This is a genomic window from Bacteroides sp. MSK.20.82, assembly GCF_019052485.1.
Classification (GTDB): Bacteria; Bacteroidota; Bacteroidia; order Bacteroidales; family Bacteroidaceae; genus Bacteroides; species Bacteroides thetaiotaomicron.
Window position 1 is genome coordinate 292,252 of sequence record NZ_JAHQUN010000002.1, and the last position, 19,529, is coordinate 311,780.

General features: G+C 47.5%; 14 protein-coding genes and 1 pseudogene. All 15 read left to right on the forward strand.

The features are described from left to right. Positions 1-36: 36 nt before the first annotated feature. Entirely contained in the window at positions 37-3,414 is a 3,378-nt protein-coding gene (locus tag KTR07_RS03380; RefSeq protein ID WP_217315115.1) for a SusC/RagA family TonB-linked outer membrane protein, read from the forward strand. A 10-nt stretch (positions 3,415-3,424) separates the two neighbouring features. After that, positions 3,425-4,930 carry a RagB/SusD family nutrient uptake outer membrane protein gene (locus KTR07_RS03385; protein ID WP_121972136.1) on the forward strand — a complete coding sequence of 502 codons (1,506 nt, stop codon included), beginning with the start codon at positions 3,425-3,427 and terminating at the stop codon, positions 4,928-4,930. A 38-nt stretch (positions 4,931-4,968) separates the two neighbouring features. Beyond that, positions 4,969-5,970 (forward strand): putative zinc-binding metallopeptidase, encoded by a 1,002-nt coding sequence (locus KTR07_RS03390; RefSeq protein WP_121972078.1) that lies wholly within the window; start codon positions 4,969-4,971, stop codon positions 5,968-5,970. 5 nt (positions 5,971-5,975) lie between these two features. Further along, complete coding sequence (locus tag KTR07_RS03395; RefSeq protein ID WP_048695703.1) at positions 5,976-7,004, forward strand: DUF4302 domain-containing protein; 1,029 nt, start codon at positions 5,976-5,978, stop codon at positions 7,002-7,004. 16 nt (positions 7,005-7,020) lie between these two features. After that, positions 7,021-7,689, forward strand: a complete 669-nt coding sequence (locus KTR07_RS03400) for a hypothetical protein (protein ID WP_121972080.1) — start codon at positions 7,021-7,023, stop codon at positions 7,687-7,689. A gap of 12 nt (positions 7,690-7,701) precedes the next feature. After that, entirely contained in the window at positions 7,702-8,886 is a 1,185-nt protein-coding gene (locus tag KTR07_RS03405; RefSeq protein WP_217315117.1) for a DUF4856 domain-containing protein, read from the forward strand. A 7-nt stretch (positions 8,887-8,893) separates the two neighbouring features. After that, positions 8,894-10,042, forward strand: a complete 1,149-nt coding sequence (locus KTR07_RS03410) for a fibronectin type III domain-containing protein (protein ID WP_217315119.1) — start codon at positions 8,894-8,896, stop codon at positions 10,040-10,042. Between the two features lie 33 nt (positions 10,043-10,075). Further along, positions 10,076-11,002, forward strand: a complete 927-nt coding sequence (locus tag KTR07_RS03415) for a hypothetical protein (RefSeq protein ID WP_121972083.1) — start codon at positions 10,076-10,078, stop codon at positions 11,000-11,002. A gap of 332 nt (positions 11,003-11,334) precedes the next feature. Next, positions 11,335-11,739 (forward strand): hypothetical protein, encoded by a 405-nt coding sequence (locus tag KTR07_RS03420; RefSeq protein ID WP_048695687.1) that lies wholly within the window; start codon positions 11,335-11,337, stop codon positions 11,737-11,739. Then, positions 11,736-13,016 carry a DUF3440 domain-containing protein gene (locus KTR07_RS03425; RefSeq protein WP_217315121.1) on the forward strand — a complete coding sequence of 427 codons (1,281 nt, stop codon included), beginning with the start codon at positions 11,736-11,738 and terminating at the stop codon, positions 13,014-13,016. Before KTR07_RS03420 ends, KTR07_RS03425 begins: the two co-directional genes overlap by 4 nt. Before the next feature lie 5 nt (positions 13,017-13,021). After that, on the forward strand, positions 13,022-13,543 hold the full coding sequence (locus tag KTR07_RS03430) for a ParB/RepB/Spo0J family partition protein (RefSeq protein WP_048695681.1): 522 nt from the start codon (positions 13,022-13,024) through the stop codon (positions 13,541-13,543). A 106-nt stretch (positions 13,544-13,649) separates the two neighbouring features. Then, positions 13,650-13,982 carry a hypothetical protein gene (locus KTR07_RS28360; protein ID WP_080979859.1) on the forward strand — a complete coding sequence of 111 codons (333 nt, stop codon included), beginning with the start codon at positions 13,650-13,652 and terminating at the stop codon, positions 13,980-13,982. A 97-nt stretch (positions 13,983-14,079) separates the two neighbouring features. After that, the gene (locus tag KTR07_RS03440) at positions 14,080-16,416 is read left to right on the forward strand and encodes a TonB-dependent receptor (protein ID WP_217315123.1); all 2,337 of its coding nucleotides are present in this window, start codon (positions 14,080-14,082) and stop codon (positions 16,414-16,416) included. Positions 16,417-16,458: 42 nt separating this feature from the next. Then, a complete protein-coding gene (locus tag KTR07_RS03445; protein WP_217315125.1) occupies positions 16,459-17,475 on the forward strand; it encodes a hypothetical protein in 1,017 nt (338 codons plus the stop codon). A gap of 373 nt (positions 17,476-17,848) precedes the next feature. Next, positions 17,849-19,060: pseudogene (locus KTR07_RS03450) on the forward strand (tyrosine-type recombinase/integrase); the annotation flags it as partial. Positions 19,061-19,529 lie beyond the last annotated feature (469 nt).

The window sequence follows — 19,529 nt, forward strand, 5'->3', positions numbered from 1 at the left end:
ATATATAAAAAAGAAGAAATATAACAAGATAAGGCAATGAATATATCATCGGTTATAAAATTAGTAATCAGCATCCTGTTCACGGCAATCTTCTCTCAGGTTTGTCCGGCACAGGAACTAATGGAAATAAAAGGCACAGTGTGTTCTGTTTCCGGAGAGCCTCTGCCGGGCGCCACTGCCATCGTGGCGGGTACGGCAAAGGGAGTCATCGCAGACGGCGACGGACGGTTCACACTCAAAGCCCGCAAAGGACAAATGTTGGAAGTGAGCTTCGTGGGAATGAAAACCCGGAAAGTGAAAATCACCTCCACCGTCATGAATATCACACTTCAGGAAAACGTGCAGGAGATAGAAGGAGTGGTAGTGACCGGTTATCAGAACATAAAGAACCGGGTATTTACGGGAGCAGCCGCTTCAGTGAAGCTGGACGACATCAAGCTTGACGGCGTGGCGGATGTATCACGCATGCTCGAAGGGCGTGTAGCGGGACTGTCGATACAAAATGTCACCGGCAGCTTCGGGTCGGCTCCCCGCATCAACATACGCGGCGGCGCTTCCATCATGGGAAACGTTCAACCTTTGTGGGTTATCGACGGAGCTGTATATGAAGACCTAGTGTCGCTCACGCTCGACCAATTGGCTTCGGGTGACGCCGTGACACTCATCAGCTCCGCCGTTGCCGGCCTGAACGCTTCGGACATCGAAGACATACAGGTGCTTAAAGATGCTTCCGCCACATCTATCTACGGAGCCAGAGCCCTGAACGGGGTAATCGTAATCACCACCCGTGCAGGTAAAAGAAACACGCCGAACAGATTTTCTTACTCATACGAGCTGAGTATGCGGGCCATTCCTTCATATACGGACTTCGATCTGCTCAATTCGCAAGAGAGCATGTCCATCTATCAGGAGATGGACAGGAAGGGATACTTCTCCGTACAAAACACATTATACGGACGCCGTAGTGGTGTTTACCACCAGATGTATAAGGCTCTCGGAACCGTTGATCCGTCTACCGGGCGATATTATCTGGAAAACACGGACGAAGCCAGGCGCGCGTTCATGCGCGAGCGGGAATATGCCAACACCAATTGGTTCAAGGAGTTGTTTACACACAGCCCCATCCATACGCACACCGTAACGTTCTCCGGAGGAGGAGAGAATTCTACCATGTATACCTCCATCGGTTTCTATAACGACAGGGGCTGGACGCTTGCCGATGATGTAAAACGCATCACCGCCAACATCAAAAACTCCTTCTACTGGAAAGAGGACAAGATAAAGGCTACCATATCCGCACAAGGAAACTTGCGTAACCAAAACTCCCCGGGTACGCTTTCTCAGCGAAAAAATACGGTAATCGGAACCTTCGAACGCGACTTCGACATCAATCCCTTTGCCTATGCTCTGGGAACAAGCCGTACCTTACGCCCCCGCAATGCCAACGGTGAACCGGAATACTACCGCAATAACTGGGCTCCGTTCAATATTCTGAACGAGTTTGACAACAATTACCTGAAAACCGAAGTGCTCGACTTCAAACTGCAAGGCGAACTTTCATACAGACTCAACGAGAACATCGAAGCGAAAGGATTGGCGTCGGTACGTCATGCGGTAACCAAAAGTTCGCATTTCATCACCGAACAATCGAACGTGATACAGGCTTTCCGCGCCAACGAAACTCCCTACGTGGCGCAAGAGAATATCTATTTGTTGAAGAATAAAGACAATCCCTTGCAACTGCCGCAAGTGGCACTCACCCACGGAGGCATGTTCAATAAGACCGAGACTTCTCTGCGCAGCTATCTGGGACGCTTTGCGCTCGACTACAACAAACAGATGGGCGAGCACGACATACGCGCTTTCGGATTTACCGAAATACGCTATGCCGACCGCATCATCAACCCTTTCCAAGGTTATGGGATACAATACGACAGAGGGAATCAGGTGTTCACCAATCCTTTGATTTTCGATAAGCTCACTAACGAAGGAAACACTTATTTCTCGCTTACCGAACGCTACGAAAGAGGGGTGACCCTCTCCGCCAGCGCTACCTACGGATATGCGGGCAAATACGTTTTCAACGGCGTATTCAACTATGAAGGGTCGAATACGGCAGGCAAATACAGCCGTTCGCGCTGGTTGCCTACTTGGAATATCGGAGCAAAGTGGAACATGGATCAAGAGAAGTTCATGAAAAAGTATCCTGCCGTTTCCAAGCTCGCCCTGCGTGCCAGCTACGGACTGACGGCCAAAATGAACGAACAGGCGATAAACTCCACAGCTGTGTTCAAGCATCTCATCATCAACCGCACACTGCTGAAGGATCGCGAGAATGCGTTGCACATCCTGCATCTTGAGAACCGAGACCTGACATGGGAGAAAATGTATGAGCTGAATCTCGGCTTGGAACTCGGGCTGTTCAACAACCGCATAAGCGCAACATTCGATGTCTACCAGCGAAGTTCATTCGACCTGATAGACCTCATCCGTACCTCCGGTGTGGGCGGACAGTATTACAAGTACGCAAACTTCGGAGATATGCGCACACGAGGAGTGGAATTGGCGCTGCAAACCAAGAATATCGTAACCGACAACTTCAGCTGGACTACGGCTTTCACCGTGAGCGGCATGAAGCAGAAGATCACCCGCCTGCTGAATACGCCGAACACCTTTGATATGGTGGCGGGAACCGGACGCGGCAATATCCTCGGATTCCCACGAGGGGCTCTATTCTCTTTCAACTTTCAAGGGCTCAACAACAATGGCCTGCCTACCTTCGACTTCGGACTTTACCCTTCCAACCAAGGTGTGAACAGCGAAATATCAGGAGCGGATTTCCTCGACGCGCAGTATTCGAAGTCGTACCTTATCTACCACGGGCCTATCGAACCCACTTACATAGGCGGAGTATCGAACACGTTTAAATACAAGAACTGGGAGTTTTCGTGCTTCGTCACCATGCAAGCGGGCAACAAGATACGCCTCAATCCGACATTCGATCCTTCGTTCGCCGATCTGAACGTGTTTTCGAAGGAGTACTACGACCGCTGGCTCAATCCGGGCGACGAGTGGAAAACGAACGTCCCCGTCATTCCTTCGCAGGATTTGATTCGCAACATCGGAAAAGAAAACATCGAAAAGGCTTACAACACTTATAATTACTCTCAGAACAGAGTGGCAGACGGAAGTTTCGTGCGCATGAAAAACATCTCGTTGGGGTATCGATTGCCCAAAAAGCTTCTTTCACAACTCAAGATCAGGCAAATGAGTGTGAAGGCAAACGTAACCAATCCGTTCCTGATTTATGCAGACAAGAAGTTGAAAGGGCAAGATCCGGAATTCTACAAATCGGGAGGAGTTTCATTGCCTACTCCCAAACAATATACGATGACACTGCATGTTGAATTTTAATCGCATTGAAATGAAAAGAATAATTTACTTAAGTATCATACTCACGCTGCTCACGGCATGCCAAGGCTATCTGGAAACAACCCCCGACTCTACGCTCGATGTGAAGATAGACAGTGAAGAGAAAATAGCCGAATTGCTCGCCGGAGCTTACCCCGAAGCCAGTTACTTCGCGTTCTTGGAAACACGTACCGACAATGTAGGCGAACGGGTGAACGGCACACATTCACGGCTGAACGAAGCCATGTATTATTGGGAAGATTACGATCAGGAAGACCTGGACACTCCGCTGAACTATTGGAACGCATGCTACGCGGGCATCGCACAAGCCAACCAAGCGTTGGAGCTTCTGAGCAAATATCCTAAAACCGACCGTGTGAAAGCTTTGTACGGTGAAGCATTCCTATTGCGTGCCTATCTGCACTTTATGCTGGTCAACATCTGGGCGGAGCCGTACGGTACATCCAAGTCGGAGACTGCACCCGGCATACCTTACCTGACAAAGCCTGAAAAGAATGCGCTGGTGGACTACAAGCGCGGAACCGTAAAGGAGGTGTACGAAAAGATCGAGAAAGACCTGAAACTCGGTATTTCACTGGTAGACGATAGTTATTATAGCAAACCGAAATTCCACTTCAATAAAAAAGCCGCATACGCTTTCGCTTCCCGCTTCTACCTGATTAAAGGAGAATGGGAACTCGTTATTGCCTATTCAGACTACGTGCTCGGCATAGACCCCAAACCTGTTCTTCGGAACTGGCAGAAGTACGAAAAAGAGTTTTACTTCAACCGCAAGCATCTCTATACCCGATACACAAGCACTGAAGAGCCCGCCAATTTGCTACTCTCCACAACAGAGTCAAGGGTAGCCCGCAACATATCCACAGAAAAGTACGGAGTGACAAGCAAAAGTGCAGACAAAGTATACAACCAGCATGGGATAGATGGATGCGCCAACTTCCGGAAAGTGAATATGGAACCGGTTTTCCTTTTCAACTATAATGACGGACGCATAGGCGACGGACAATATATCGGTAAATTCGACGAGCTTTCGTTATCGGGCTATACAGGCATACGACCGAAGGGACTGTATGTCACCAACGTTTTATTCTCCACCGATGAGGTAATGCTCAACCGGATGGAGGCATACGCCATGATCGGAGAATACGACAAATCCATAAACGACCTGCTTATCTATCTTTCTGCCAAATTCGGAATCACTCCTCCGTGCAGCCGTCCGGACTACACGCAAACAAGCAGCGACAATTACCAGACCTATACTCCGTTCTACGGAATGAGCATCAAGCAGCTGGCAATGGTAAAAACCATTTTAGGATTCAGACAACAAGAGTTCATTCACGAAGGATTGAGGTGGTTCGACATCCGCCGTTTTTATATATCGGTGAAACGTGCATCGAAATATAAGTTTTATAAGCAACTGGAAAAAGAAGACCCGAGAAAGCTCCTGCAAATACCTGCCGAAGCCATCAACCGGGGATTAGAACCTAACCCCCGTTGAGTATATTGACAATATAATGGACAGAGAATATTAAAAACATGAAAACAATAAGCAAAAGAATGAGATTCAGGTACTTTATCGGACGAAGCTTGTACCTGTTTGCCACATGCCTGCTGTTAGCGGGCTGCGAACAGGAAGCTGCCTTATCCGACCAAAGCGTAGTAGACTTGGGAGCAGTACAACGCAATAGGACAGAACTCGACGAGTGGATATTAAATACATTCACACGTCCTTACGGTATCGAAATCGAATATCGTTGGGATAAAAACGTGGCGCAGAACGGAAGCTACACCTATCCGCCGGAAGCCGCTAATGTAAAAAGTGTGCTCGAAACGATCAAAGCGTTGTGGATCGACCTCTATACAGCTTCCGATCTGGGTGGAGAAAAGTTCTTTCTGGGCAAGAACCCCGTTAAGATTTACATGTATGGCGGAAAGAACATAGACGGAAACGGAGTAGAGCTTTTAGGAAATACGGAAGCAACGACCAACGAGATGTTTCTGTACAACGTCAACGACTTCGACCCGAAAGATGAGGACAAGGTATTTATCCTGATGCGAAGCGTGCATCATCAATTCGCAAAACGATTGATGGAGTTGTTCCCTTACGACAGAAACAAGTTCCTGACCATCAGCAGAAACAGATATATCGAATCGACCAAACTCATTGCCGATATATTCAAAGGAGAGATACAAGGACGCAGATTGCTTACTTTCTCACCATATCCGAGCAAGAGAGGCTTTTTTACTTTCCACTCTTTCCTTTCTGCCGAGGATGATTTCGCCGAGATTATCAGCGCTAAGCTTACGCATACCCCTAAAGAGGTGCTTAAAGCGTTGGCAGAAGCCAAAACTCCTTACTCCGACGAAGATCCGGAAGTTCAGCGGGCGTATGATGAAGAGGCACGTCAAGCATATAAAGAACTGACGGAGAAAGAGGCGTTTGTAGAAGACTATTTCAATAAAGAAATCAAAATCTCGCTCGATTATCTACAAATGATAAGCATAAAACAATTAAAAGCATATATGAAACAAAAATAAAGAGTATGAAAACAGGATTCCAACTACTTATTCTGATAGCGGTCTGCTTCTCCTGCAAGGATGAGAATATTTTCGATTCATCTCCTTCCGAGCGGAGCGCAAAACATATCAGCGAACTGAGGAAGGAACTTATAGATGCTCCCCATGGGTGGTGTGTCACCTACTTTCCCCGGACAGACTCGCTACTGTTTACAAACGTGAACGAGCAGATAACCCAATTCGAATACCGGAACAAATATGGATATGGCGGACACTGCTTCTTCATGAAGTTCGCAGACGACGGAACGGTAGAAACCATAGCCGATTATGACGAGCAAAGCGGGAAGAACAGCCGCAAAAGCGAGTTTGAAGTAAGTCAGAACACATTCACTCAACTGAGCTTCACCACTTACAATTATCTGCATAGTCTGGTGAACGACCGATTCGCCGCCTCTTCCGATTTTCTTTATACAGGAAAAGACGCTGATGGTAATCTCGTTTTTCGAACAGCTTCATACATAGAACCCGCTCGCGAGTATATGGTATTCACAAAACTGAAAAGCGAAAACAGTTGGGTGGAAGACATGCATAAAGCTTATGCCAATAACCTGTTTTTCCAAGAGATGAAAAATCCGCAACTGGTCATCCGGAAAGCAGGCCGGATATATTTCCGCAGCGACATGCAGACCAGAACTATTATTGACAATAGAGATGAAAACTCAAAAAAAAGAAAAAAGCAGGAGGAATATCAACGCTATCATCTGTTTCTTTTTGCCAAAGACCCCTATGCGCCTCACGGATGGCCCAAAGAGGTAGTAGGTCTGGGATCGGGATATGTGGGCACAACAGACGGATTGACGTTCAGACCCGGCATACGATACAGCAAAAACTACACGTTTTACGATTTCCGCAGAGAAGGAAACCGCTTTGTTTGTGAACTCGTGAAGGTGTTCGACCCCTACAGCAAGACCGAGCGTTGGATAAGCAAACATCTTGCCCCCGGTGGAGAAGTAACCGGAGTTATAGCCGAAATTTGGGATAAATCTGATAATTAAAAAACAAAAAAACGACATGAAATATATATGGATAATGTGTGTATTGCTGCTGGTATGCAGTTGCAACACGGTGAAAGAAGACACCATAATAAACGAAGATTATGAAAAAATATTTCCACCAAAAGAAATAGAAAAACCGGAGAACAAACGAGGAGAGTTGACGATACAGTTATGTGACCCTGACTTGGCATTGAAAAACTACAAATATCCCGGTACCGAAACACCCGAGGGTGCAGAAAAATATAAAGTGACTTTGCTATGCCAATTTAATGAAACGGACCGAAGAGGAAATCTTGTAGATGATCCTAAAGTAACAGCTCGATACGGAGTAAAGTATATTAACGAAAAGAAAGAGCTGATAACCATCACTTGCTTCGAAAAGGACTCGGAGTCTGCAGAAGAAGATACGGAAGAGGACTACGATGAAGAAGAGGAAGAACAAAACATCAATGTAATGAGCAATGGCGAAGAATTGGAAATTACCTTTGAGGTCTACTCCGGATTTCCCTTATACCTCAGTGTCAGCGGAGTAGGTCCTCGGAATTCTAATGTAAGAGCAAGCATCAAGGCTGTTTCCGCCGACGGGTTGATTGAACTTCCCGAACTGCGGACGGAGCAATATCAGAATGAAGAAGGACCGAATATGCTGAAGCACCCTTATTGTGAATATTTTATTTTACCTTAGAAAAAGAGAGAAATGAATTACATAAAACAACATATACTATCCCTTTGTTTGCTGGCAAGCGTAACGGCCTGTACCGAAGGGACGAATGAAACGGTAGAAAGCGCATACCGGCCTCCTGTATTGCCGGAACCGTCGTACAAGTTTTCAAGAAACGGAGAGAGCAGCGTAAACACGTTGGAGTGTAAATTTTTGAAGGCTCCTATCGACAGAATCTTTTCGAGATACATGAGCGGAGCACGCATGGGCACGAAAATGGACTATGATGAAGCGATGCAAATGTTCCGCGAAGGAGAGTACGGTTTGAAGCCGCAAAATGAGATAGCCACTTCTACGCTACACCTTACCGACAGAGGAAAAATCCTGCAAGATTTCAACAGTTGGTTTGACATGTCGACACGTATAGCCGGATTAGGACAGGAAAAACCGCATGAACACAGAAGTACGGAAGCTCAAAAAGGAATAACGGGATATGTAGGAATCAATATAGGCGACAAAGACATTTGTTTTGTGGATGATAGAGGAATTGCCGTAGCCGAAGTTTACAGATATGCCGTCATGGGTGCCATATATCTGGACAAAATACTCAACGTGCACCTGAGTGAAGATGTAACGGAAAACCCGGAAGTACGCTCCGCGCACGACTTGACCCAACTGTCTGCGGGACACAACTATACAGAGTTGGAACACCACTGGGATTTAGCCTATGGATATTACGGATTCTGGAAACCGCTCGCCCAGTCTGAAGGCTTGCCGGCATTGAAAGATTCGCACCGCCGCATCTTTCAATGTTTTGTAAGAGGACGTACCTATATGGAAACATCACGTTACGATGAAATCAAGCTACAAGCTGATACTATCAGGCATGAGCTTGGACGTGTGGTGGCTGCCAGAGCAATGAACCTGCTGGTAGGAGCCAACACCTTTGCCAATCTGAAAGAAAACCCCAAACATGCTTTTCGACTTCTATCGCAAGCCTACGGACTCATCTATGCCTCACAGTTTGCCCGAAACGCACAAGGGCAACCATTTATTACATACCAGGAAACCCGGAAACTTTTACAGACATTGGAACAAGAAGGCGGGCTATGGGACAAGGAGCGCTTGCTGGGAGAGGAAAAAGACGAAGGCTCGTTACACTATCTGGCAGCACAGATAGGCGAGAGGTTCGGAGTGTCACCTGAAGAAATAAAAAAATAAAATAAACATGAGAACAATTCATAGAATAGCATTACTCGCAATGATGTGGGTGTGGATCATTCCCACAGCGAACGCACAAGAGAATTTATTGAAAAACGGAGATTTTGAAGGAGAATGGATCGGATCCGACTTCGAGAGAAAACCTAAAGGTTGGAAAGTGTACAAAGCTATAGGAAACTTTCAAAACGAAAAGCGTAACGGAGGAAGCGGAAGCAAAATATTCATGGCATATCTTGACAATGGAGGATCCATCAGCCCTATTGATGAGACTGTTGAGAGTTGGCGTATAGGAGCATTACCTGTCGAAAAAGGAGCTACTTATAAACTGACCGTTTGGCACAAATGCACAAACGAAAATTTGAAATTCAATGTCATATTCAACTTCTACCAAAGAACAGAGGATGACGATGACTGGAAGGGCGATAAAGAATACAGCTTCACTACCAAAAAAGACAAATGGGTGAAATTCGAGCAGGAGGTCAAAATTCCTAAAGACCAAAACATAGACGTAGCAGGAATGAGTATAATCTTCCCATCCAAACAAAACGGGAAAATTTATTTGGATGATATCTCTTTGACAAAATCAGAGGGAGGCTCCTCAACACCCGAAACACAAAAGCTGGAAAAGCCCGAGCTGAACTCTACCGAATGCTTCCAGCAAGAAATTACAGTATCATGGAAGAAAAGCAATATGCAAGGAACCACTTACGAAGTAAAAACCGATGCACATGTATTTACCGGAATCACCGGCAATTCGTTCACGATAGAAAAACTGACACCCGGACAGACGTACGATATCGAAGTATGTGCCGTAAAAGACGGAGTGAGGTCTGAATACGCGAAAACGACCGCCGGAACGAAAAACCTCGAAAAGTCGGTCGATTCAGAAGACCGTATCCCCTATCTGCGTACTATCGAAGCCGATGCTACATGCAAAGGACGTTTTCTCAAGCTCTACTACAACGAATTGGCGAATCCGAATGCGAAAATCTCTTATAAACTCGATGGAAAGTCTGTTCAACCTGCAAATAATACGCTGGAATTCCCCGCTTTCGAAGGATACTACAAAAATTTTCAACTGGAAATCCATATCGATGAAGGAGAAGGGCGAGAGTGGGAAATCCTGTATAATGAGTTGAGTGTGCAGAATTTTTAAGAATAAAGAAACTATTAAACTGTTTACAAACTTATGAGCAAGAATAGAATAACCGCACTGTGCGTTGCTTTCTCGATTATTTGCAGCTTTGCCTGCGAAGACCGGAAAGAGGAGTATCCGGACATCCGGATAGGAAAAGAAAAAAACGTTGACGAATTGTCGCTGAATAAGCAAACGGAAAAAAGGCTCCTCGTTTCGGGAGGAAACGGAAAATACATCGTCAACGTGGAGAACTCGCAAATAGCCACTGCGCAAATGAGCATGGACACGCTAAAGGTGAAAGGATTGCTGGAGGGCGAAACGTTTGCCACTGTCCTCTCGCACGACAAGCGTGTACGGCTGAAAATCAACGTGACTTTCCCCGAATTGGGCATAAGCCATCCCATTGTTCAACTCCGTCCTAAAGACATAAGCAAGTTCGTGAGCATTTCGGGAGGAGGAGAACGCGTCACACTACAGGAAAACGATCCGGCAGACGTAATGGATATAAAATGGGACGGCTCTACCGGCATGCTCGAAATAATGCCCAAATACGAAGGAGAGGCTGAAGTTACCGCCATATCCGAAGACGGAAAAGAACAGAAAACCATCCATATCAAAGTGAAGCCTGAAGGAGAATTGACCGTGCCCGGATGGTACGACACCCGCAACAGTTCATATTACGTGATGTTGAACAACAAAATGATAGTCAGAAGAAAAAGAGCAGGCACATGGATCATAGACAGCGCCCGCCCTTATGGCGGATTTATTACAACCTACGAAGGCTCTCACATCAAGATCGCCCCCATTGTGAATCCCGTACAAGGCGATTCCATCGACTTGAATGTCCTCAGTTACTCCGCTGCGCATGGAAAAATAAAAGTAGGGATACACCGCCTCTATGTAGAAGAGGTGCGAGAATCGGAAGTCATGCTGAGGGGGAAAGGGTATAAATTTTTACTACCTTACCAGAGCGAGTGATTATATAAAAAGACAAAATCAGGCGGTATATAACCATAGCAAGATTATACCAATTCTTGGGAGTAGTGTCGAATAAGCGTTAGGAAACGATCAAGCACATGTGGCGTTTCGGGCTTAAAGGATAGGACTATCCTTTATGAACTATTTAAAAGAATAACAATTCTTAACAATTAATACCCGTTCACGGAAGTTTGGCAACAACTATATTGATAAGTAATAGGGCTGAAATGATAATTGATTATTCTTTTAATTGGTTTTCTTTGTAATATATAATATCTTGTATATTACATGTTAATTAAGCTTGATTTATTCTGTTATAAAAAATTGGAGACATGAATATTCTAAAGTTGCAGGGGTTGGACAGCCGGCTTTTTAACCTTGTCGCCCCTTTAGTGATGAGCCCTGCCGTGCTGCGGCAAAATAATAATTACCCTTTCAAAACGACGCGTAACCATGTCTGGTACATTGCCGTGAACGAAGGACGGGTGCTGGGATTCATGCCCGTGAAAATGACCTTGATGAACAACTGCATAGATAACTACTATATTAGCGGGGATAACCCCACTGTTATAGAGGGGATATTGGACCGTATTATCCATGATTTTTCTTCTGACGGTTCTCTCGTGGCCGTTGTACACAAACGCCACGTGGAAGGCTTTTCCACGAAGGGGTTCATTCCCTATTTCGAATGGAAGAAATATATCAAAATGCGTTATCATGAAGGAGGTAGGTCATGATACGCCGGTTGGACGTCTACGAGGCCGCCAACCGGAGATTGAAGATCATTTTTGACTTTTTTGATTACGTGTATGTCTCTTTTTCCGGTGGCAAGGATAGCGGTGTCCTTCTTCATTTGTGCATGGATTATATTCGCAGGCATGCTCCCGGCAGAAAACTGGGAGTGTTCCACATGGATTATGAGGTGCAGTACCGCCAGAGCACGGAGTACGTGGAAAGGGTGTTTTCCAATAACCGGGATATCCTTGAAGTGTTTCACTGTTGTGTCCCCTTCAAGGTACCCACATGTACTTCCATGTACCAGCAATACTGGCGTCCCTGGCAAGAGGGGTACCAGAATATCTGGGTTCGCCAGATGCCGGGCACCGCCCTTACCGTGAAAGATTTTGATTTCTGGGACGCCAACCTGTGGGATTACGATTTCCAGTTCCTTTTTCCTTCATGGGTGCGTCGTGAAAAGGGATGCAAGCGCGTTTGCTGCCTCGTGGGGATCCGCACGCAGGAGAGCTTCAACCGGTGGCGGGCGATTCATTCCAACAAGAATTACCGTAAGCTGGGCAACTACAAGTGGACCCATCGGTTAGGGTATTATACCTATAACGCCTACCCGATATACGACTGGAAGACAACGGACGTGTGGACGGGGTATGCCCGGTATGGTTGGGATTATAACCGTTTGTATGACTTGTATTACCAGGCCGGGATTTCCTTGTCCCGCCAGAGGCTGGCCAGCCCGTTTATCTCACAGGCCGTTTCGACCCTGCATCTTTATAAAGTTATTGACCCGGATACCTGGGGACGCATGGTCAGCCGGGTCAACGGCGTCAGTTTCGCCGGGATGTACGGAAACACGGTCGCGATGGGCTGGCGTTCCATCAATCGCCCGGACGGGTTCACGTGGAAAGAGTACATGTACTTCCTCCTTGACACGCTTCCCCGGGCGACAAGGGAGAACTACCTGGAGAAGCTGAGGGTGAGCCAGAAATTCTGGAGGGAAAAAGGAGGCTGCCTGGGAGAGGAAACGATCGGGAAACTGCGTGCGGCCGGTGTACCGTTCACGGTGGAGGAATGCACGGCATACCGAACCGACAAGAGGCCCGTCCGCATGGAGTATATAGACGAGATAGATATCCCTGAATTTCGTGAAATACCCACTTACAAACGAATGTGCGTCTGCATCCTGAAAAACGATCATACCTGCAAGTATATGGGTTTCACGCAGACCAAGCGGGAGAGGGAGATGAAAGAGAGAGTTTTGAAAAGATATAAATTGTGATTGTCATGTCAAGTTTTAAAAGTCCGGCGTATAACGTCAAGGCCGTTCCGGTCGAGAAAATCGTGGCCAACAGCTATAACCCGAATGTCGTTGCTCCCCCGGAGATGAAACTGTTGGAACTGTCCATCTGGGAAGACGGTTACACGATGCCCCTCGTGTGTTATTACCGGGAAGAAGAGGATATCTACGAGCTGGTTGACGGTTACCACCGCTATCTGGTTATGAAAACATCCGTCAGGATTTACAGGCGCGAGAACGGATTGCTGCCTGTAACGGTCATAAACAAGGACATCTCGAACAGGATGGCCTCGACTATCCGTCATAACAGGGCCAGGGGAATGCACTCGCTGGAACTTATGACAGGTATTGTGGCGGAACTGTCAAAATCGGGTATGTCCGACAGCTGGATCATGCGCAACACAGGCATGGACAAGAACGAGTTACTCCGTTTCAAACAAATCTCAGGTCTGGCTGAATTGTTTCGTGACAGGAGTTTCGGGCTCTCAGACGAGTGGTTGGAGGAATAAAACGGTCTGTCTGGTATCCGTAGCAAATATACATGGTGTTTATGCTTGCAAATCATTATTTGTAGGTATTGCGAGTGATGATTAAAACTGTTAATTTTGTAAACTAATGGATCGTACGAAAAAAAGACAGAGACAGCGGGCTGTCATAGCATGCATGTTGTTGCTGACATTGATGCCCTTTTTCCTCGTGAAAGCTTTTCATGTTCACGGGGAACATTCGTGCGTATCCCATAACGAACAGGGGCACTCCCGTCACGATTCTCCTGAAAATTGTACCATCTGTCTCTTTACGCTCTCCCCGTTTGTCGAGGCAGGGATTTTTATATACGATTATATTCCGACTGGCAGGCCTGTCAGGTATCTTATCTCCGGGGAAACAGATGTCATCGTCACTCTTTTCCCGCATTTCCTCCGTGCACCCCCTGTGTGTTTGTCATAACTCCCTTGAGGGATTCGCATGCCATCACTGTGATTGCGTGCAGGGGCTTTTCATGTCCCGTCTTAACAGATTATAACCCGTTTATATTTTTTCAAGTATGACATTTCATGCATATCTCCAGTATGTGTGCCTGCTTGTTGTCTGCCTATGTACCCTCCCTTCTCCCATGGAAGCACGGGTACAGGCTGACCGGCAATCGACGGGTACACGCGATACTCTGCTGGTCATTGACCAGGAAAGCGGGCTTCCCATTGAAGGGGCCTATATCCTGACCGGGGAACGGTTACTTGTCAGTTCCCCCCGTGGAATGATTGTTTTCGGTCATGGAACGTGTTTCATGGATACGGTCCTCGTGCAGTGCCTGGGTTACAGTTCCCGACGTGTGCCTTTGAACGGGGCATTCAAAGAAAGCAGCATACATACCGTATGTCTCTCCCCGGACATACAAAAACTCGGGGAAGTGGTCGTGACCGGTGAACGTGCCGGGGTGTCACCCAACGTGGTGAGCCGGCGCCTTTCATCTCCCGAGATCAGGAACGCGCTGGGAACCTCGCTTGCCACCCTGCTCGAACGTGTCAGCGGGGTAAGTTCCGTCAGCACGGGAACCACTGTATCCAAACCCGTTATCCAAGGAATGTACGGGAACCGGATACTGATCATCCATAACGGTGCCCGCCAGACCGGGCAGCAATGGGGGGCCGACCACGCTCCCGAAGTGGACATGAACGGCAACTCCTCCGTTTCGGTAATCAAGGGCTCCGATGCGGTAAGATACGGTTCGGATGCCCTTGGAGGGATTATCGTCATGGAGCAGTCTCCGCTTCCTTTCAGAAAACGCTCCCTTCAAGGGGGAATCTCCGCACTTTACGGAAGTAACGGGAGTCGCTACGTGGCTACCGGACAGCTCGAAGGTGCTTTTCCCGGTGATTTCGCCTGGCGTCTGCAGGGAACCTGGTCAAATTCCGGGGACCGTTCCACCGCGCACTATCTTCTGAACAACACGGGAACCAGGGAGTATCACGCTTCCGCCTCCCTGGGCTATGACCGCGGGCGTCTGAGAGTGGAAGGTTCCTACAGCCGCTTCTACAGCCGGACAGGGGTGATGCTCAGCGCCCAGATGGGTAGCGAGGACCTGCTGGCGGAACGTATCCGGTTTGGTCGCCCCCTGCACACGGATCCCTTCTCCCGTGGTATCAGGCCTCCCTGCCAGGAGGTCACCCATCAGATCGCATTCGGCAGGATGCGGCTCGGCATGAAGAAGGGGGGAAGTATTCACTGGCAGAGTACCTGGCAGAAGGACGATAGGCATGAAAACCGTGTCCGGCGGCTGGATTCTAACATTCCGGCGGTTTCCCTGCACCTGAATTCATTCCAGCATCTTCTGCGCTGGAAGCGGGATTACCGCTCCTGGCAGGTCGAGGCGGGAGGTCAGGTCATGTTCATCGAGAACCACAGCCGCGCGGGTACCGGATTCGTGCCCGTTATCCCGAACTACACGGAGACACAGGCAGGGATATACGGAATCGGGAAATATCACCTGGCCAGGGGAGGCGTTGAAGCAGGCCTCCGCCTGGATATGCAGGAAACCCGTGCCAGTGGTTATGACTGGACGGGAAGCCCCTATGGCGGGACAAGAAAGTTTAACAACGTGTCCTACAGCCTGGGAGGACACTATCAACTTTCCAGACGCTGGAGGCTCATCTCCAACTTCGGTCTGGCCTGGCGTGCCCCTCACGTGTATGAACTGTACAGCAACGGGAACGAGCTCGGGTCTGGGATGTTTGTCAGGGGAGACTCTGCGATGCACTCGGAAAGAAGCTACAAATGGATATCTTCCCTCCGTTACGGCGACGGGATGTTCAGCGTCTGTCTGGACGGTTACCTGCAATGGGTGGACGGCTATATCTATGACGGGCCGGAGAAAGAGACGGTCACCGTGATTTCGGGGGCATACCCGGTCTTCCAGTACAGGCAGACCCCGGCTTTCTTCCGCGGTATGGACTTTGACCTGCGTTTCACTCCGGGCGGTTCATGGGACTACCATGCCGTCGTCTCCTTTATACGGGCAAACGAACGGACAAAGGGTAATTATCTTCCCTATATTCCCTCCTTCCGTTTCAGCCATGAACTTGCGTGGATCCACGAGACGAAATCGCATCTCAGGCTGCGCCTGAACATCAGGCACCGTTTCACCGCAAAACAGAGGCAGTTTGATCCGGACACGGATCTTATCCCGTATACTCCCCCGGCGTACCATCTCCTCGGGTTCGACGCCGGTCTTGAACTTCCCGTGAAACGGGGACACCAGGTCCGGTTCATGCTGTCGGCAGACAACCTCCTGAACCGTGAGTACAAGGAATACACCAACCGCTCGCGTTACTATGCGCATGATATGGGACGTGATGTGCGTTGCGGTGTAAACTGGATTTTTTAATTTATAACAACTATAATCAACACTAATAAATAAAAAGAAAAAATGAGAACAATTGCATGTAAAACCGTGTGGGCACTTCTGGTAGGAGTGTCCCTTGTCCTGTCGCTGAACTCTTGCAGCAAGGATCCTGTAATACCAGAAGACGAGACGAAGAACAAGCTGCATGAGGACCCGGCAAAAATGACCGTCCGCCTCGTTGAATGCCACCTGCACGCTGACTGGAACGAGATACAGAAGGCCGGAGGCCCCCACCAAAATCCGGAATCCCCGGCCAGGTATATGAAACGTGTCCAGGAGATCACTTATGAACTGAAGGCCGGCAGTGGATGGACCCTTGCTGAAGGAAGCCAGGGCAAGTTTTACGTTCAGAAAAACGGTGAATATAAAAATGGAAACAACTTTACCCCGGCCCCGGTTTACCTGATGTTTATCTATTACTACAATTCCAAAGGAGAGTTGATAAACGGCCAGTTCGTGGAGAACGGGCAGGAGAATATCCACCAGCATTTCTTCACCCCGGAAAACGTGAGACCTACCTTTGACGGGAAACCGGAAGCTGACGACAATGATCCGGAGGCACTGGTGGATTATCTCTACGTGGATACCACGCCCTGGGACAAGACCAAACATGACAACGAGGCGGAGATTACGGGAGGCACTAACCCGGTAGGATTAAAAGGAGTTATCCGGTTCCTGAAGGACCGCAAGGAGTTCGACCTGAAACTCCGCCTGTATCACGGCTACAACTCTAAAAAGAACCCGCAGACAAACGGCTTTGACCCGTTCTACAAGCCCTCCGGGGTATTGATCCAGCGTGGAACATGGGATATTAACCTGAGCATCCCGGTAGTGGTGTTTTGGAGCCGCGAGGAATTTGTTGATGTGGACCCGGAGGCAGATGTGAACCTGATCGGGGAGGATAGCCTGGATGAAGACAGCAACTGCACGCTACACTCCATCATGAAAACCTTCAATCTTACATGGAAGGAGGCACTTGAGGAGTTCATCTCCTATACCTACCAGGCAGGGGATGTGGAAGCTGGATCCATATGGCTTTGATCATCTCGCGTAGGATGGAATTCTCTCTTTATCAATCTACAGGCGGCAGGTGGGGCCGCCTTTTTTGTCTTGTGCAGCGAAAAAATCCCATCTGCCATGCTTAATCCCCGTGGTTTACTTGGGGATGTATTGGGACATGCTTTACCATCTCACCCTGTTCCATTTTTCATGTTTGGCAGGTTGAAAAAAATCCTATACATACAAGACGTACCGTTTCCTTACCGACGGGTCTGGAACCGACTTCCCCTCTTTCGTGCAATTTTCCCGCTTGGTTACTGAACTTTTTAGGCCTTTTTCCGATTTGATGCATATAAGTTTATGCTTCCTTTCCAGGAAACAGAGAAACGTCAAATGTCTAATTAATAAAAAACTTATGGCAACAGTTAAAACAGTATTGGTAAAAGGAAGGAGCGACCGGTCCGGCAAATTCCCGTTAGTCGTGCAGGTTCTTCACAAGCGAAGGAAAAAGGTTGTTTATACAGGATTCAGCATCCCGGATACCCTGTTTGATCCCGTAAAAGGGAGGGTTATTGAAGGCGGGGAAAACACCCCTGAGTCGATTCGGCGGATCAACCACAGGTGTGAAAGTATCTCAAGGGTACTGTTAAAGTGTATTTCAATGATAGAGAAGAAATCCCGGGAATATGAAATAGAGGACGTGTTCAGGACTTACGGCGTGTTAACCCGTGAAGCCGGTTTTTATTTCTATTTTTCACGGAAAATCCGGGAACTTCGTGAAAGCGGTCACGAAGGAACAGCCCGGGCATACGCCTCCAGCCTGCGTTCCATGCAGAGGTACCTGGGAAAAAAGGATTTTCCCTTCATAAAACTCTCTTCCCGGATCATTTCCGACTATCAGGGGAAACTGCTCGCTTCGGGTATATGTGATAACACCATTGGTTTTTATCTGCATAATATCAAGGCTCTTTTCAGGAAGGGATGTCGGGAGATGGACCTGGAACTGCCTTGCCCCTTTCGCGATATAAGCATTAAAACGGAAAAAACTCTCAAACGTTCCCTTGATCCGGTTGTGATTAAAACACTATCCGCAGTTGAATTGGAAAAGGACAGCCCGTTATCTCTTGCCCGGGACATTTTCATGTTCAGCTTTTACACGCGTGGAATGTCATTCGTCGATATTGCATTGCTAAAAAAGAGGCATGTTTTTCCGGGTGAAATCTGTTATAGGCGTCACAAGACCAACCAATTGATGCGGGTAGGTATAAACAGAGAGATCAGTCGTATCCTGGAAAGATATAAGAATGTACCGGGTGAATATGTCTTCCCGTTGTTTCCTGCAGGACGGGATCCGTACACCGGTTATAGAAGCGCCTACCATAGGATTCGTTACTCCCTGGGAAAGATTTCCCGGGTCATTGGTTTGGAATTCCCGCTGAGACTTCACGCGGCCCGCCATTCATGGGCCACGATAGCCAAGGTAAACGGGGCCCCGGTTCATGTTATTGGTGAATGTCTGGGGCATACGTCGGAAAAAACGACCCGAATCTATCTGAAAGAGCTGGATCATTCCGCACTGGATGCAGTTAATAATCAAGTGGCTGATTTCATTTTAACGGTGAATGATTGGCCGGGCCCGACCGCGAAAGATATCAGTTCCTATTCTTCATTTCCCGTCCAGACGATGGACGGCGGTTAATCACTCCCAAAGTGGTTTTAACCGCCGATAAATTTACCACTCCCGGATGTTTCTGTAAGTCCCGCCCTGGTGCATGTGGCGGGATATACATGCAAAAAAGGAAACACTTTTATTAAGCAAATTTATCCTATCCCCTCTTTCTATTGAAAATAGGCTACGAGAACGGTTTACAGGTTATGGGAGCTACGTATTGAACTGTCAACTGTTTAGTAAATAGGATTAATTGAACAAAACATTTTTTATATCGGAAAGAGTCGTACAAGACATTTTTGACTTTAATTTTGATATATTATAATAATATACGTATATTTGTTTCTGTCTCTTCACTCTCTCCGGTAGAGAGTGGAAAATAAAGGAATTATACATAACATGTAAAAAAAATAGCGTAATCCTTTTT